This is a genomic window from Neisseria sp. LACPHL-SPEC-2024-00856 (genome assembly GCF_047915665.1).
Taxonomy (GTDB): domain Bacteria; phylum Pseudomonadota; class Gammaproteobacteria; order Burkholderiales; family Neisseriaceae; genus Neisseria; species Neisseria polysaccharea.
Map to the genome: position 1 here is coordinate 29,479 of NZ_JBLRPR010000003.1, position 15,743 is coordinate 45,221.

Annotated in this window: 16 protein-coding genes and 3 pseudogenes; 10 read left to right on the plus strand and 9 right to left on the minus strand. The window is 51.8% G+C overall.

Annotation, left to right across the window (positions count from 1 at the left end):
- Positions 1-75: 75 nt before the first annotated feature.
- Entirely contained in the window at positions 76-285 is a 210-nt protein-coding gene (locus tag ACNAU7_RS03910) for a tautomerase family protein (protein WP_416300854.1), read from the minus strand.
- Between the two features lie 107 nt (positions 286-392).
- Here ACNAU7_RS03910 and ACNAU7_RS03915 point away from each other — a divergent pair.
- Positions 393-605 (plus strand): annotated as a pseudogene (locus ACNAU7_RS03915) (hypothetical protein); the annotation flags it as partial.
- A gap of 30 nt (positions 606-635) precedes the next feature.
- Here ACNAU7_RS03915 and ACNAU7_RS03920 read toward each other — a convergent pair.
- Positions 636-1,901 carry a Glu/Leu/Phe/Val family dehydrogenase gene (locus ACNAU7_RS03920; RefSeq protein WP_416300856.1) on the minus strand — a complete coding sequence of 422 codons (1,266 nt, stop codon included), beginning with the start codon at positions 1,899-1,901 and terminating at the stop codon, positions 636-638.
- 406 nt (positions 1,902-2,307) lie between these two features.
- Here ACNAU7_RS03920 and ACNAU7_RS03925 point away from each other — a divergent pair, with 406 nt between their 5' ends.
- The 4 genes from ACNAU7_RS03925 to ACNAU7_RS03940 all read left to right on the plus strand — a co-directional run bounded on the left by ACNAU7_RS03925 (position 2,308) and on the right by ACNAU7_RS03940 (position 4,404).
- The gene (locus tag ACNAU7_RS03925; RefSeq protein WP_416300858.1) at positions 2,308-3,015 is read left to right on the plus strand and encodes a phosphoglycolate phosphatase; all 708 of its coding nucleotides are present in this window, start codon (positions 2,308-2,310) and stop codon (positions 3,013-3,015) included.
- 56 nt (positions 3,016-3,071) lie between these two features.
- Entirely contained in the window at positions 3,072-3,533 is a 462-nt protein-coding gene (recX, locus tag ACNAU7_RS03930; protein WP_416300860.1) for a recombination regulator RecX, read from the plus strand.
- Between the two features lie 73 nt (positions 3,534-3,606).
- Positions 3,607-3,768, plus strand: a complete 162-nt coding sequence (locus ACNAU7_RS03935) for a hypothetical protein (protein ID WP_416300862.1) — start codon at positions 3,607-3,609, stop codon at positions 3,766-3,768.
- 153 nt (positions 3,769-3,921) lie between these two features.
- Positions 3,922-4,404 carry an acyl-CoA thioesterase gene (locus tag ACNAU7_RS03940; protein ID WP_416300864.1) on the plus strand — a complete coding sequence of 161 codons (483 nt, stop codon included), beginning with the start codon at positions 3,922-3,924 and terminating at the stop codon, positions 4,402-4,404.
- Between the two features lie 65 nt (positions 4,405-4,469).
- Here the strand turns inward: ACNAU7_RS03940 and ACNAU7_RS03945 are convergent.
- The 6 genes and pseudogenes from ACNAU7_RS03945 to ACNAU7_RS03970 form a co-directional block, all read right to left on the minus strand.
- Positions 4,470-4,577, minus strand: a pseudogene (locus tag ACNAU7_RS03945) (IS5/IS1182 family transposase); the annotation flags it as partial.
- A 137-nt stretch (positions 4,578-4,714) separates the two neighbouring features.
- Positions 4,715-5,752 carry a peptidoglycan DD-metalloendopeptidase family protein gene (locus ACNAU7_RS03950; protein ID WP_416300866.1) on the minus strand — a complete coding sequence of 346 codons (1,038 nt, stop codon included), beginning with the start codon at positions 5,750-5,752 and terminating at the stop codon, positions 4,715-4,717.
- A gap of 102 nt (positions 5,753-5,854) precedes the next feature.
- Entirely contained in the window at positions 5,855-6,601 is a 747-nt protein-coding gene (gene surE, locus ACNAU7_RS03955) for a 5'/3'-nucleotidase SurE (protein ID WP_196428800.1), read from the minus strand.
- Between the two features lie 16 nt (positions 6,602-6,617).
- Positions 6,618-8,174, minus strand: coding sequence for a TerC family protein (locus tag ACNAU7_RS03960; RefSeq protein ID WP_416300868.1), 1,557 nt, complete (start codon positions 8,172-8,174; stop codon positions 6,618-6,620).
- Positions 8,175-8,282: 108 nt separating this feature from the next.
- The gene (locus tag ACNAU7_RS03965) at positions 8,283-9,068 is read right to left on the minus strand and encodes a fimb protein (protein WP_416300870.1); all 786 of its coding nucleotides are present in this window, start codon (positions 9,066-9,068) and stop codon (positions 8,283-8,285) included.
- Between the two features lie 109 nt (positions 9,069-9,177).
- Positions 9,178-10,611, minus strand: coding sequence for an NAD-dependent succinate-semialdehyde dehydrogenase (locus tag ACNAU7_RS03970; RefSeq protein ID WP_416300872.1), 1,434 nt, complete (start codon positions 10,609-10,611; stop codon positions 9,178-9,180).
- A 332-nt stretch (positions 10,612-10,943) separates the two neighbouring features.
- Here ACNAU7_RS03970 and ACNAU7_RS03975 point away from each other — a divergent pair, with 332 nt between their 5' ends.
- From ACNAU7_RS03975 to ACNAU7_RS03985, 3 genes and pseudogenes are all read left to right on the plus strand, one after another.
- A complete protein-coding gene (locus tag ACNAU7_RS03975; RefSeq protein WP_416300874.1) occupies positions 10,944-11,438 on the plus strand; it encodes a contact-dependent growth inhibition system immunity protein in 495 nt (164 codons plus the stop codon).
- Between the two features lie 152 nt (positions 11,439-11,590).
- A complete protein-coding gene (locus ACNAU7_RS03980; protein WP_416300876.1) occupies positions 11,591-12,223 on the plus strand; it encodes a hypothetical protein in 633 nt (210 codons plus the stop codon).
- Positions 12,224-12,310: 87 nt separating this feature from the next.
- Positions 12,311-12,508, plus strand: a pseudogene (locus ACNAU7_RS03985) (hemagglutinin); the annotation flags it as partial.
- A gap of 60 nt (positions 12,509-12,568) precedes the next feature.
- Here the strand turns inward: ACNAU7_RS03985 and ACNAU7_RS03990 are convergent.
- Positions 12,569-12,949, minus strand: coding sequence for an MliC family protein (locus tag ACNAU7_RS03990; protein WP_416300878.1), 381 nt, complete (start codon positions 12,947-12,949; stop codon positions 12,569-12,571).
- Positions 12,950-13,464: 515 nt separating this feature from the next.
- Here ACNAU7_RS03990 and ACNAU7_RS03995 point away from each other — a divergent pair.
- Entirely contained in the window at positions 13,465-15,546 is a 2,082-nt protein-coding gene (locus ACNAU7_RS03995; RefSeq protein WP_107863128.1) for a carbon starvation CstA family protein, read from the plus strand.
- Entirely contained in the window at positions 15,536-15,730 is a 195-nt protein-coding gene (locus tag ACNAU7_RS04000; protein WP_002212918.1) for a YbdD/YjiX family protein, read from the plus strand. The genes ACNAU7_RS03995 and ACNAU7_RS04000 overlap by 11 nt, the downstream gene beginning before the upstream one ends.
- Positions 15,731-15,743 lie beyond the last annotated feature (13 nt).

Genomic DNA, 15,743 nt, shown 5'->3' on the forward strand with positions numbered 1-15,743 from the left:
ATTTTGGGCAATGGGTGGGAATGTACTCTTTTTCACGCGGAATTTAAAGCATCAGGGCAGGGTTTTTTAGGCTTTTCACCTGCCCTCTTTGCGCCGTTCGCTGACGCTTTTGCCGCCTATGCCCCAGTTATCAGTATCCACTTCGTCAATCACGACAACCGTTGTTTCGGGATTTTTGCCCAACACGCGGCGCAACAATTCCGTTACACCTTGTATCAGCTCCGCTTTTTGCGCGGCATCCGGTGCTTCCTTGCCGCCGGTTACTTTAATATTGACATAAGGCATCTTTTCTCTCCATTCAAAAATTTTGCCATCTTATCAGACAAGCCCGTTACACCCAACCGGCTTTTTAATTTCTCAAAAACCATATATCAGACAATAATTTATTTATCAGCACCGAAGCACAGGCTTTCTCCGACAGCACAGACGGCAAAGGAGAAGTAGACATCATCCCTTTGCGCCAAGGCTTCTGGAAAGCCAGTGTCGAACACAAAGCCGACTTCCCCGATCAAACCGTGTGTCAAAAACAGGCGAACTACTCGACTTTAACCTTCCAAATCGGTCATCCGCACCATTCATTCCGTCCACACAAAAATGCCGTCTGAAGGCTTCAGACGGCATTTTTTGTTCAAACATCAATACCAACCGCGCAGCTTCATCGCTTTTTCAACACGACGGATACTCATCATGTAAGAAGCGGTACGCAGGTCGACATCGTATTCTTGAGCCAAGTTCCAAATATCGCGGAACGCGCGGCGCAGGACGACGGTTTCTTTTTCCTGAACTTCGTCAAACTCCCAATAATAGCCTTGCAGGTTTTGCACCCATTCAAAATAGGAAACGACCACGCCGCCGCAGTTCGCCAGAATATCGGGCACGACCAATACGCCGTTTTGACGCAAAATAACGTCGGCTTCGGGCGTAGTCGGGCCGTTTGCGCCTTCAACCACGATTTTCGCGCGGACTTTACCGGCGTTTTCGGAAGTCAGTTGGTTTTCCAACGCGCAAGGGGCAAGTACGTCCACATCCAAAGCCAAAAGTTCGGCGTTGGTAATTTCCTTGCCGTAACCGGCTTCGTTGGTGATGAAGCCTTTTTCTTGGAATTCTTTAAACAAAGCTTCCATATCCAAGCCGTTTTCGTTGTAGATGGCGACATCGACAGTAGAAACCGCAACGACTTTCGCACCAGATTGATGCGCATAGTAACCGGTGTGGTAGCCCACATTACCGAAACCTTGAATGGCGTAAGTCGCGCCTTTCACATCTTTGCCCAGTTTTTCCAAGGCTTGGACGGCGGCGAAGTTCACGCCGTAACCGGTAGCCTCGGTACGCGCCAAAGAGCCGCCGAACTCAACCGGTTTGCCGGTAAATACGCCCGGTGCAGAATGTTTCACCACGTTTTCATAGGCATCAACCATCCAAGACATAATTTTGCCGTTGGTGTTCACATCAGGTGCGGGAATATCGATTTTCTCGCCAATTAGCGGAGAAATGGCTTCGGAATAAGCGCGTGCGATGCGTTCCAGTTCCGCTTCGGAATAATCGCGCGGATCCAAGGTAATACCGCCTTTGCCGCCGCCGTAAGGAATGCCGGCCACGCAGCATTTGATGGTCATCCAAATCGACAGGGCTTTGACTTCGTCCAAATTCACACCGGGATGGAAGCGCACGCCGCCTTTATAGGGGCCGACGGCGTTGTTGTGTTGCGAACGGTAGCCCGTGAAGGTTTTGACCGTGCCGTCGTCGAGTTTGACGGGGAAATTGACTTCCAACACGCGGGTCGGACTCTTCAGGATTTCATAAACGGCCGGATCGGTTTTCAGCCGGTCGCAGGCGGTTTTGACCTGTTTTCGCGCGATTTCAAACGGATTGAGGGTTTCTTTTGCAACGGCATCAGACATTTTGCTTCCTTTTCACAAAAAGATTTTCAGGGGCGTGCATTCCGCTCATTACTATAACCAATTTCCCGACAAAATGTAATAGCGTGTAGTCGGCATAAGCCCGATTTGATTAATCTATATATGATTTTATTTTTCAAGCCGCACGGAATCAGCCCGGACTCCGCCTGAAAAAGCAGCCTCCGCGTCCGAAAAGCAAATGTCCAATTAAATAAAGATATAGGCATCCTTTTATTTTTTAAAAATTTAATTGGAACATCGCCGGGATTTCAAACCCTTGCCCGATTCCTCCCCGAAATCCGAAAATACCGCCTGCAAAACCTGTTGCGATTGTTAACAATCTATACATTAGAAGCCCTGTGCAAACGATGTTAAAATAAACCCTTTCAACCCGACAGGAAACCGGATTATGAATGCAGCCATCGAACACGTCCAAGCCGTCGCCTTCGATTTGGACGGCACACTGTGCGATTCCGTCCCCGACCTTGCCGCCGCCGCAGAAGCGATGTTGGAACAGCTCGGTATGAAACCGCTGCCCGCCAAGGTGGTCGAAAGCTACGTCGGCGACGGCATCGGCAAACTGGTTCACCGCGTCCTCACCAACGACCGCGACCGCGAAGCCGATTCCGAACTGTGGGAAAAAGGTTTCGTATCCTATATGAAATACTACCGCGACCATTTGAGCGTCTTCACCCGCCCCTATCCCGAAACCGCAGCCGGGCTGGCATTGCTCAAATCTTTGGGCATCCCGCTGGCAGTCATTACCAACAAAAACGAAATCCTTGCCGTCGAACTGTTGAAACAGCTCGGACTTGCCGACTACTTCAGCCTGATACTCGGCGGCGACAGCCTGCCCGAGAAAAAACCAAGCCCGCTGCCGCTGCGGCACGCCGCCGAAGTGTTAGGCATCGATGCCGCCAATATGATTATGGTCGGCGACTCGCGCAACGACATTATCGCCGCCAAAGCCGCCGGCTGCCTGAGCGTCGGCGTTACCTTCGGTTACGGCGATATGACGCTGCTCTCGCAAGACGATGCGACCCGTCCCGACTGGATTATCGGCTCGTTGCCCGAAATTTACGAAAACCTGCAACCGCAGAAAAATAAAGAAGAGTAGGCATTCGGACGGCACGCTATGCCGTCTGAAACCTGCCGCACGCCGAAACCACCGCTATGAAACCCCAAAAATCCCTACGCGCCCGCGCGATGGACATCCTCTCGCGCCAAGAAGTCAGCCGACTCGGTCTAAAGCGCAAACTTGCACCGCACGCCGAAAGCGAAGAGGAGTTGGAAAACGTGTTAAACGAATTTGCCGAACGCAACTGGCAATCGGATTTACGCTACGCCGAAGCCTATATCCGCAGCAAAAGCCGAAAACACGGTTCATTGAGGCTGAAACAGGCTTTGGCGCAACAGGGCATAGATGAAGAAACCAGCCGCAAGCTGCTTCCCGACCGCTCAAGCGAAAAACAAGCCGCCATAGCCGTGTTGCGTAAAAAATTCAAACAGCCCGCCGCCGACCTTAAAGAAAAACAAAAACAAGCGCGTTTCCTCGCCTATCGCGGATTCGATGCCGATACCGTTCAGACGGCATTGAAACACGCTTGGGACGAAAATTGGGAAGACGGCTGCTGATCTTCCTTCTTGAATCTTTTTGCACGGCAACGTAACCTTACGCCCGTTTCCAACTTTTCCGATTGAGAACAAAATGTCCGAACAACCCGAAAAAACCCACAACCCTCTCCTTGAAGACGAACGCAAAAACCCGGTTTACCGTATGGGCCGGGCGGTTGCCGGATTCATGCTCGCCGTCTGGGCGGGCGTATTGGCACTCGTGTTTTTCTTGGTTTTCCGTTTTTGGCTTTCCTGAACAAAATGCCGTCTGAAGGCTTCAGACGGCATCGGCGGCCCATTTCTGCAAACTATCCCATCATAGCTTTTTTTAGCTTGAATTCCACTTCCCCATTCCCTAAAATTTTCGCGCACCCATTTCAAAACACCCTTTCTTAAAAACAGGTACACTATGACACAACAACGCCAACTGCCTTCCCACGAACTCATTATGTCCGAATTGATGATGCCGGACACCGCCAATTTCAGCGGCAACGTACACGGCGGCGAACTCCTGCTCCTGCTCGACCAAGTCGCCTATTCCTGCGCCAGCCGTTACAGCGGCAATTATTGCGTTACCCTGTCGGTTGACAAAGTCCTGTTTAAAGAACCCATCCACATCGGCGATTTGGTTACCTTTTACGCCGCCGTCAACTACACGGGACGCACCTCGATGGAAATCGGCATCCGCGTCGAAGCACAAAACATCCGCACCGGCGAAATCCGCCATACCAACAGCTGCTACTTCACGATGGTTGCGGTCAAAGACGGCAAACCCGTCCCCGTCCCCCCGCTGGAAATCCTGACCGACCGCCAACGCTGCCGCTACGAAAAAGCGAAAAAACGCAGAAACATCAGCCTGCAAGCCTCCGAAGACGTGTCCTGCGGCTGCTGACGGCGGACTATGCCGTCTAAAAGACAGGCACATCGCGCCATCCGTTTCCATTGCAAACAGATGAAATCAAGCAAATATAGTGGATTAAATTCAAACCAGTACGGCGTTGCCTCGCCTTGCCGTACTATTTGTACTGTCTGCGGCTTCGTCGCCTTGTCCTGATTTTTGTTAATCCACTATACCCAAACACAGTCAAACAAATTTATACGCCTTATCCCTTCTGAATGATTTGAAAACACAGCCGCCAAAAACAAAAATGCCGTCTGAAGACCTTTCAGACGGCATTTCCAACTTGATTTCAGGCAGAAAGTCAGAACGCGATATAGCTGTTCGGGTTAACCGGTTTGCCGTTTTGCCGCACCTCGAAATGAAGCTGCGTTCTGGAAGCATCGGTATTGCCCATCAAAGCGACCTGCTGCCCGCGTTTGACCTGCTGGCCCTCGCCGACCAGTAATTTTTGGTTGTGCCCGTATGCGGTCAGGAAGGAAGAATTATGCTGGATGATGACCAAGTTTCCGTATCCCCTCAAACCGGAACCGGCATAAACCACTTTGCCGTCAGCCGCCGCCAAAACGGGTTGTCCCGCATTTCCTGCAATATCGACACCCTTGTTGCCGCCGCCGAAATCGGCAATCACTTTGCCCGTCGTCGGACGCTGCCAAACAATGCCGGCAACCGTACGCGTGCCGGATGACGAAGAGGCAGAAGCCTGTGAAACAGCTGGCGCAGGAGCAGAAACTGCTTTATTTTCTACAACAGGAGCGGCAGGTTGCGGCGCGGCCTGTACGGATGCCGGCGCAGACTGCACGGGCGGTTGCGCGGCGGGTTTCACAGGGATTGGTACGGATACTGGCACGGCGGGCCTGCTTTCTACGGCTGCGGTTTTCGGTGCGGTATATCCTGCCGGCTTGACCTTCACGACCTGACCGATGCTGAGCGTATTATCCGCCATCCCGTTCCACGCACGGAAATCATCTTGAGAGATATGGTAGCGTTTGGAAATGTTGTACACCGTGTCGCCGCGCACAATAGTATGCGTCGCCGCGTTGATGTCGACGGGTGCGTAAGAAGGAACATATGTACCCGAAACGGCAGGTGCAGGCGGCGGAACATAAGCAGGAGGCGTGTAAACCGGAGCAGTTTGCACGGGCGGCACATACGGCGCATCGTTGGCGGCAGGAGCGGCATTGTACGGCGTTGCGCCATAGGGGTTGTAAACCGGCGCAGACGGTACGGTCTGCATACCTGAATTGCCTGCAATGACAGGAGCAGGCTGTTGGGTGGCGCAACCGCCCAACAGAGCGGCAACGGCGGTACAAGCTGCCAAAAGTGTCGTTTGTTTCAACATAAGATAACCTTCATGTTCCGATATATAGCCTGAATGCGGTATATCATAATAAAAATGCGCGTTCTTCTCAAGCGCAAAGCCCGACGGTATTTGATAAAACGGTCAGTCCGTATGCCAGAACGCCGCCGTTTCCGCCATGTCCGGATAGGCGGTCAGGTCGATTTGCAGCGGCGTTACGGTAATGAAACCTGCGCCGCATTCACCGAAATCCGTCCCCTCTTCCCGATCGGAAACTTCGCCGACCGGCCCTATCCAATAAATCTGTTCGCCGCGCGGATTGCGCGCGGGGATGACGTTCTGACCGTGATGCCTCCTGCCCAAACGGGCGATTTTAATGCCCCGCACATCTTCCTGCGCGACGGCGGGGATATTGATGTTCCACAAAATGGGGGACTGCGGGGGGTTTTTGAAAAAATGCGCCAACAATGTCCACAGTGCCTTTTCTGCGGTTGCCCAATAGCGTCCGGAAGCGTCGTTTAAGGAAAACGCCACGGCGGGTATGCCCATAAGGTAGGCTTCGGTTGCCGCCGCAACCGTCCCCGAATAAAGCGTGTCGTCCCCCATATTCGCGCCCCGGTTGATGCCCGAAAAGACAAAATCGGCCTGAAAATCCGAAAATACAGACTGCCCGATGTGGATGCAGTCGGTCGGCGTGCCGTTGACGTAGTAGAACCCGTTTTGCGCCTGTTTCAACTGCAAAGGGCGTTCCAGCGTCAGCGAATTGCTGACCCCGCTCCTGTCGCGTTCGGGCGCAACCACCCTGACGTTGGCAAATTCCGCCGTAACGCGCGCCAAAACGGCGATACCTTCGGAGAGGTAGCCGTCGTCGTTGGAAATCAAAACGTTCATTTTCTATCCTGAATACTTATTCTTCGGGCAATTTGGTGATTTTGACCCGCTCGATGCGCTGCCCTTCTTTTTCGACCACTTCAAACCGCCAGCCGTGAAAATCGGCAAAATCACCGACATCGGGGATGGTTTGCAATTCTTCCATAATCAGCCCGGCAACCGTATGGAAATCGGCATCTTCCTCCTGCTGCTGCAGATGGAGTTGGGATGCCAGCTCCACATATTCCAACGCGCCTTCCACCGTCAGGCTTTCATCGGGATTCCCCTGAACGGCTGGTTCTTCTTCGCGCTCAAATTCTTCGGGGAACTCGCCTGCGATGGTTTCGAGCAGGTCTTTCATGGTTACCATGCCCAATACCGCGCCGAACTCGTCCACGACGAGGGCGTAATCCGCGCTGCTTTGGCGGAAGAGTTCGAGCGCGCCCAAGGCGGTCGTGCCGTCGGGCAGGACGAGCGGCTGGCGCAATGCCGTCTGAATGTTGAGTTCCCCTGTTTCGAGCAGTTGGGACAGCAGGTCTTTTTTGTTGATGTAGCCCAAAGGTTCGTCCACGCCCGCCTTACCGACAACGAGCAAGCGGCTGTAAGGCGTGTTTTGCAGTTGGGCATACTGTTCTTCGCGGCTTTGGGAAATGTCCAGCCGTTCGATGTCGCGGCGTGGGATCATCACCCCCATAATCGGGCGTTCGGCAAGCGTCAGCACGCTGCGTATCATCGATTTTTCGTTTTCTTCAAAATGCGCGTCGTCCCCGGATTCGCCGCCCACGTCGGCAAGCACGCTTTCGCGTATGCCCATCATACCCAAGACGTTTTCGGCGGTGCGCTTGCGCCAAGAGCTGCCGATGTAGTCGTTTTTGCGGCTGTTGCGCTGGGAAATCTGGTTAAACAGTTCGATTAAAATCGAGAAGCCGATGGCGGCGTAGAGGTAGCCTTTGGGAATGTGGAAATGGAAGGCTTCGGCAATCAGGCTGAAACCGATCATCAACAAAAAACCAAGGCAGAGCATCACGACGGTGGGATGCATGTCCACAAATTCGGTCAAGAGTTTGCTGGCGGAAATCATCACCGCCATCGCGACGACGACCGCGCCCATCGCCACGACGATATGATCGACCATCGCCACGGCGGTGATGACCGAATCGATGGAAAACACGGCATCCAGTATCAGGATTTGCGCGACCACGCCCCAAAACGGCGCGTGTTTTTTTTGGTTGTCGGAAACGGTAAACCGGTTATGTCCTTCGAGGCGTTCGTGCAGTTCGGTGGTGGCTTTGTAAAGCAGGAAAATACCGCCCGCGAGCATAATCATGTCCTTACCGGAAACGTCGAGGCCGCCGATTTGGAACAGCGGCTCAGTCAGCGTGATGATGTGCGCCATAAAAGCAAGCATAATGATGCGGATGACGACTGCCAGCCCCAGCCCGGTAATCCGTGCGCGGTCGCGCCGTGCGGGCTGGACCTTGTTTGCCAAAATCGCCACAAAGACAAGGTTGTCTATCCCCAATACAACTTCCAACACCAAAAGCGTGGCAAAACCTATCCAGGTATGCGGTTCTGCCAACCAACTGAAATCCATGATTTTCGTGTTCCTCGACAGTACGGCGGCGGCAAGGCTGCCGTTGTGTTTGCAATGTCCGGCATATTAGGGATGCCGTCTGAACGCTGGTTTCAGACGGCATCGGGTTCAGTCGGCGATAAAGCCGTCTATCGGCGCGTAGCCCCGGGCATTTCCCTGCGCGTCCAGCACCACAATCCAATCTTTCTGCCTGCTGCCGGTAAAGGGCAGGAAATACCAGTCTTTATCTTCGGAAATATCTGCCTGCTTCAAAATATCGGCAACGGCGATTTTTCTCGCATCTGCCAATTTTTTCAGCGGCTTCATCGCCTTACGGATTTTCTCCGCCTCTTGGCGGGAATACGGCAGCCACCGGTCCGGGCGCATACTCGGCTCTATGCCCTGCATAGACAAATCCAAGGTTTTGTTTTGTTCGTCCTCCGTATCTGGCTCTTTCAGCCCGACGCGGCGGATGCCGAACCACGACAGGCTTTGCAGCCCTTCCGGCGCTTTGTGCAAATCTTCAACCGCCACTTCGGCGGCGGTTACAATATTAATCCTGTCTTTTTCAAACGCCTCTATCACGGGGCGCGCCAAAGAAACGCTGTGCAAACCGTACGCCAATGCGGCAAGCTGAATCGCGCCGGTCAGGGAAAAATCCACAATCCGCGCCCTGCTTGTCTTTTCCGGACTGGACAATATCAGCGTCAACAGCGGGCCGCATACGATATCGACAGCCACCACCAGCTGATAAAGCGACAGCCCTCCCGTCAGCTCGGCATAAGGATAAGGATACCAAACCTTAAAAACCAGCAATGCCGCCAGTCCTGCAACCGATAGGCTGATTAAGAGATGCCAGCCCGCACTTTTCAAGGCAAAACGCCATCTCGAGACTGTTTTTCCGTTTTCCATCATATCTTAATTCAAATCAAAAATAACCGTAAAAACAGGGCGCATTGTACAACAGATACAGACTGCTTAAAATGCGGCACCGTCTGAAAACCTGCCGTTCAGACGGCATCCTTCACCCGACATCAATGCACATATACTTTAATTCTAAATATTCGTCCGCACCGTATTTGCTGCCTTCACGTCCCAAACCGCTGCGTTTCACGCCGCCGAACGGTGCCGCTTCATTACTGATTAAGCCCGTATTGATGCCGACCATACCGTATTCCAATGCTTCGCCGACGCACCATTGGCGGGCGGTATCAGCCGTATAAAGGTAAGCCGCCAAACCGTATTCCGTATTGTTCGCAGCCTCGATGACTTCGGCTTCGGTTTCAAAACGGAACACCGGACACAACGGCCCGAAGGTTTCCTCGCGCGCCACCGCCATTTGCGTCGTAACGCCGCTTAAAACAGTCGGCTCAAAAAACGTTCCACCCAACGTGCTGCGTTTGCCGCCGGTCAGACAACTTGCACCTTTGGAGAGCGCGTCGGCGATGTGCTGTTCGACTTTTTCTACCGCTTTTTCCTCAATCAGCGGTCCTTGGTTCACGCCTTCGTCCAAGCCGTTGCCCAATTTGAGCGCAGCTGCTTTTTCACTCAATTTTCGGCAAAATACGTCGTAAATGCCCGATTGGGCGTAAACGCGGTTGGTGCAGACGCAGGTCTGACCGCTGTTACGGAACTTGCTGGCAAGCGCACCTTCGACAGCTTTGTCCAAATCGGCATCGTCAAACACGATAAACGGCGCATTGCCGCCCAGTTCCAAGCTGAGCTTTTTAATGTCCGCCGCACTGTCGGCAAAAATTTTCGCACCGACTTCGGTTGAGCCGGTAAAGCTGATTTTGCGTACAGTCGGGTTCGTAGCAAATTCATGGCTGATTTCCGAAGCACTACCACTGACGACAGGCAACAAATCCTGCGGTACGCCAGCCTCGTAAGCCAGTACAGCCAATGCATACGCACTCAAAGGAGTGAGCGACGCAGGTTTGACTATCATCGCGCAGCCCACCGCCAAAGCAGGCGCGGCCTTGCGTGCAATCATCGCAGACGGGAAGTTCCACGGCGTAATCGTGGCGGTAACGCCGACAGGCTGTTTCAACACGACCAGTTTTTGCGATGCTTTCACGCTTGTCAGCACATCGCCGTCAATCCGCCGCGCCTCTTCGGCAAACCAGCGCACAAACGAAGCCGCATAATCAATTTCGCCGCGCGCCTCGGTCAGGCTTTTGCCCTGCTCCATCGTCATCAGGCGCGCCAGTGCTTCCTTGTTTTCTTTAACTAAAAAATACCAACGCCACAATATGTCGGCGCGTTCCAAAGCGGTTTTCGCCGCCCATAATTTTTGTGCCGCAGCTGCTTTTTGAATCAGTTTTTTCAGCTTGTCCGAATCCGTTTTGCGGACATACGCCAAAATTTCGCCCGTCGCCGGATTGCCGATCCCGATGCCGTCTGAAATCGGGGAAAGGGAAATATCGGGATGCTTGATTAATTGGGAATATTCGTTCATTTCGTGTCCTCCGATATGCGGGATAACCGCTTTCAAATGCCGTCAATCTCACGGACATTATCATCTTCATATTCCAAAACCGCAAACCCTTCCGATGCCGTCTGAAACATCCGATCGGGAAGCGCAACATCCGGGCGGTGTCTGAATATGGCGCGGGCGCAATCCCTATCACTTAAGAAAAATACTTTTTATACGATAGTAATCTTTAGAAAGAAAAGTAATGCAGCCCTTTGATGGGGTGCAATATATAAGGAGCAAAGATTGCAGTTGCAACGCGTGGTAGAGTATGGCAAAAATCTAAACATTACAGTCAAAATTACGGAGATCAAATAATGATTTTTAAACAGAATCAAAATTATTGGGCAGTTTTTGATGCGAATGAAGAAGCTCTGATTGTTCAAACATGTTCAGGTTTGGGGTTAACGGCAATAGACCACCTATATCCCCCCCATATCCTGCCATTGGATACCGACAATGAAACTTTAGGCACGACGGTCTTGCAAGCGTTGGCAAACAGCAGGACTTTCGTTTATGACAGTCCAGAAGACCAAGATTTTTTTGATACCGAAAAAATTCGGCAACGCTATGAGGATTGGGTTGCCAACCTATGCGGGAACTTGGGCTATAAAACCAGACACGCCCTATTTAAAAACATGATGAGCGTGGATATTTGGCTGCACAACGGCTGCCTGAAAATCAGCCCGAGCCGCCATGTCAAGCCGGAAGCGTGGGATGCTATTGATGCAGACGATGTAATTTTATCATTGGATAACAGTCCTGAAGAAATCGGAGCAGGTTTAAAGTTGGCATTGAGCCGCTGCCGATAATATTTGGCAAAAGGCCGTCTGAAAGCCGGAAAAATGTTTCAGACGACCTTTTATTAGACTCAAGTTCACTGGCGTGCGTACCACACCTTACCTGCAGATTTAATATGGGCTACGGCTTGCTGAAGATAAAGTTATTAAGGAATTTGGCAAATATGAAAAAGATTGAGAAATTTAAATCTGAATTATTGGATAACATTTTTGAGTACATTCAATGCATATCTATTTTTGTCCACAAGAAAAATATATATTATTTGATTGATTATAAGGAAAATTTCATATTAAACATGAAATTATATCTAGATTTTGATTTTAAAAACGGGAATATTACGTTAGAACAATATCAGGATGAAATGAATAGTTGTTATTACCGAAACGGCATCTGGCAATTAACTAAGGACAATTTTGAAAGCTATCTTCAATCAGATTCAGTCATTGAATTAAAAAAGGATGAATTGAAGGAACTGATGTTTCAGGGATTTACTTCTGCTGAAGCGGTAAGGTTATATTCCGTTGTCGAGAACAAGCTGTCGTACAATGATCCTATCTCAGACTCTGGACAGCAAAGTGATTTCTTAAAAATCAATCAGATTTCCTCGAGGCTGCCTTTATTCTATGTCAATTTTGACACTGAAGTGTACTTACATATGGATTGGGACAGATGTCATGAAGATTATGTCTATGATGGCTGGTTTTCAAAAGCGATGGATTTTGGGTATTTAATACCGGACGAATTCTGTTACTGGAAAATTGAAGGACGAGATTATTGGAAATTTATACAATTATAAATATAAGCAAGCCATAGCTTGTATGAATTCAAAAGGCCGTCTGAAAGCTGGTAAACCCTTTCAGATGGCCTTTACTTTCCTGTAAAACAACACTCAGGCCGTCCGAAAAACAGCTTTGACAAAGACGCGGTTGCCAAAGAGATTGACCTACAAAGGGAAGTAACACAAGAGTTTGGTAAAAACGCCACCCAAGCCACAGCGGCCGTTACCGACAAACTCGGCAATACCCGAAGTTACGAACGGTATCAGGAAGCCCGAACCCTGCTGGAGACCGAACTGCAAAACAAATCCGACACAAAAAACCGTCCGAAAAATCCGGACGGCGGTTCAAACAGGCTGCCCCGTTTAACGGGCGCGGCAGGAAGTTTCGACCGAATTGCCGTAGGCATCGGTAAAGCCGAAAAAGGCTTCGCCGCCTTTCTGATGCCACTCGGTTCCGTTTCCGAACAAACCGTGTTCGGCGGTATAGCGTTCGCCGGATGCGGCAACGTCGGAAGAGAGGACGGCACGCCTGCCGTCCAACCGCAACGCGATTCTGCCGCCGTCCAAACGGCGGACGCGCACAGACAAACCGTTCTCGCAGGAAAATGCCCGAAAATCTGCCGGGCGGGCTTGGTTTTGAACGGACGGCATATGCCCGCGTCCGCCGCCATCATACGCCTCCGGCACGGCACAGGCCGCCAAAGACAAAACCGGCACGGTCAGTGCGAAAAACCTGATATTCATAAAAGCTCCCAAATAAAAAGAAAATATGTTTCAACACACAGGACGACACATAAAGCACCGCCCTATGTGCCGTCCTGATTCGGAAGGGGTTGCGCCCCCAAAATAAAGTCTGATTCTACCGCCCCAAAGGGCTGAGGTTCAACCGAAAAGGAAACACGATGAATCAATAATCCGGATTGCGCGCCCCTTCTTTACCCGTCTTCCGGCTCCGCCTTTTGCCTGACGATGCCGTCTGAACCTGCCCGCTAGCCGGAAAAATGTAAATTTTTTCCAAATTCCAAGTAAAAACCGCTATCAGTGTGCTAATTTGCGTTAAAATCCTATTCGGCGTTTAACGTTTTGTGCGCCCGCATCCCTGCACTGTTTGATGCGGGCATAAGGCACAAATCCCGACAAGCGCACTGTTTCATACTTCGTCAATCATTCAGACTCCGGTTTGTGCCCGTGCCGGCAGGCGGTCGGCCGTTTCCCGCCGTTCAGGCATATTCCGACAGTGTGAGATAAGGATTTATTCGATGAAATCACTCAAAACCTTCCTCATTTGGGGCATAGTGGTACTGGTCGGCTTAGCATCCTTTACCACTCTGGCTCTCAGCCGAGGCGAACAGGTCAGCGCAGTATGGATGGTCACCGCCGCCATATCCGTTTACTGCATCGCCTACCGTTTTTACAGCCTCTACATCGCCAACCGCGTAATGCGGCTCGATCCTAACCGCCTGACTCCGGCAGAACGCCACAACGACGGCTTGGACTACGTTCCGACGCACAAAGGCGTATTGTTCGGACACCACTTTGCCGCGATTGCGGGCGCGGGCCCTTTGGTCGGTCCGGTTTTAGCAGCGCAAATGGGTTATCTGCCCGGTACTTTGTGGATTATCTTCGGCGTGGTATTTGCCGGTGCCGTACAGGATATGATGGTACTGTTTGTTTCTATGCGCCGTGACGGTAAGTCTTTGGGCGATATTGTGAAACAGGAACTCGGCACTGTCCCCGGCGTGATTGCCTCCATCGGTATTTTGATGATTATGGTCATCATTATGGCGGTGTTGGCGTTGATTGTCGTAAAAGCATTGGTTCACAGCCCTTGGGGTACGTTCACCATTGCAGCAACGATGCCGATTGCGCTGTTTATGGGTATTTACACGCGCTATATCCGTCCGGGCAAAATCGGCGAGATTTCCATCGTCGGCTTTATTTTGCTGATGCTGGCGGTAATTTACGGCGAAGATGTGGCGAAAAGTTCCATCGGGCATTGGTTCGACCTTGACGGCATCCAGCTCACTTGGGCGATTATGATTTACGGCTTTGTCGCCTCCGTATTGCCCGTATGGTTGCTGCTCACTCCGCGCGACTATCTCTCCACCTTCCTGAAAATCGGTACGATTGCGGCCTTGGCTTTGGGTATCGTCATCGTCAATCCCGCTTTGCAAATGCCTGCCGTAACCCACTTTATCGACGGTTCCGGCCCAGTATTCTCAGGCGCATTGTTCCCGTTCTTGTTCATTACCATCGCCTGCGGTGCGGTTTCGGGCTTCCACGCGCTGATTTCTTCCGGCACCACGCCGAAAATGCTGGAAAACGAAACCCACGTCCGTATGATCGGTTACGGCGGTATGTTGATGGAAAGTTTCGTAGCCATTATGGCCCTTGCCGCCGCCGCTTCGCTCGATCCCGGCGTGTACTTCGCCATGAACAGCCCAGCCGCCCTGATCGGTACGGATGCCAATACCGCCGCCGAAGTGATTACCACCAAGCTGCAATTCCCTGTCGATGCCGCAACCCTGTTGCACACCGCTAAAGAAGTGGGCGAAAACACCATCCTTTCCCGTGCAGGCGGTGCACCTACCCTCGCAGTCGGTATGGCACACATTATGAGCCGTCTGATTCCGGGCGAAGCCATGATGGCATTCTGGTATCACTTCGCCCTGTTGTTTGAAGCCTTGTTCATCCTGACCGCCGTCGATGCCGGTACGCGCGTCGCACGTTTTATGATTCAAGACTTGGGCAGTATCTTCTACAAACCTTTCGGCAACACCGACTCCATCCCCGCCAACCTGATTGCGACCTTCTTCGCCGTGGCATTGTGGGGCTACTTCCTCTACACCGGCGTAACCGACCCTCTGGGCGGCATCAACTCGCTCTGGCCTTTGTTCGGCATCGCCAACCAAATGCTGGCGGGCGTAGCCTTGATTATGTGTGCCGTTGTGCTGATTAAGATGAAACGCGACCGTTATGTCTGGGTTGCGCTCGTTCCCGCCGTCGGCGTACTGTTTGTAACCTGCTACGCCGGTCTGCAAAAACTGTTCCACAGCGACCCGCGCGTCAGCTTCCTTGCCCACGCCGGCAAATACAGCGACGCATTGGCTAAAAACGAAGTCCTTGCGCCCGCTAAAGACATCGGCGAAATGGCGCAAATCATCTTCAACGACAAGATTAATGCCGGTCTGACCATCCTCTTCTTGTCGGTTGTCGTGATTGTCGCCGCGTACGGTTTGCGTACCGCCCTCAAAGCACGCAAAGTCGGCTGGCCGACCGCCAAAGAAATCCCCGCGGTGTACCGCGACGGCAAACAGCCGGAGGTACAAAGTGAAGCATAAGCTCGCGTCTTGGTGGAAAACCATCAAGCTGACGGCAAACTTGATGGCGGGCGTACCCGATTATGAAAACTACGTTGCACAACAACGCAAACATAATCCCAACGCCCCCGTGATGACCAAGCTGCAGTTTCAAGACTATTGCCGCAAACGCCGCTGCGGCGCAAACGGCGGACGCTGCTGTTAAGCCTGCTTGAAAC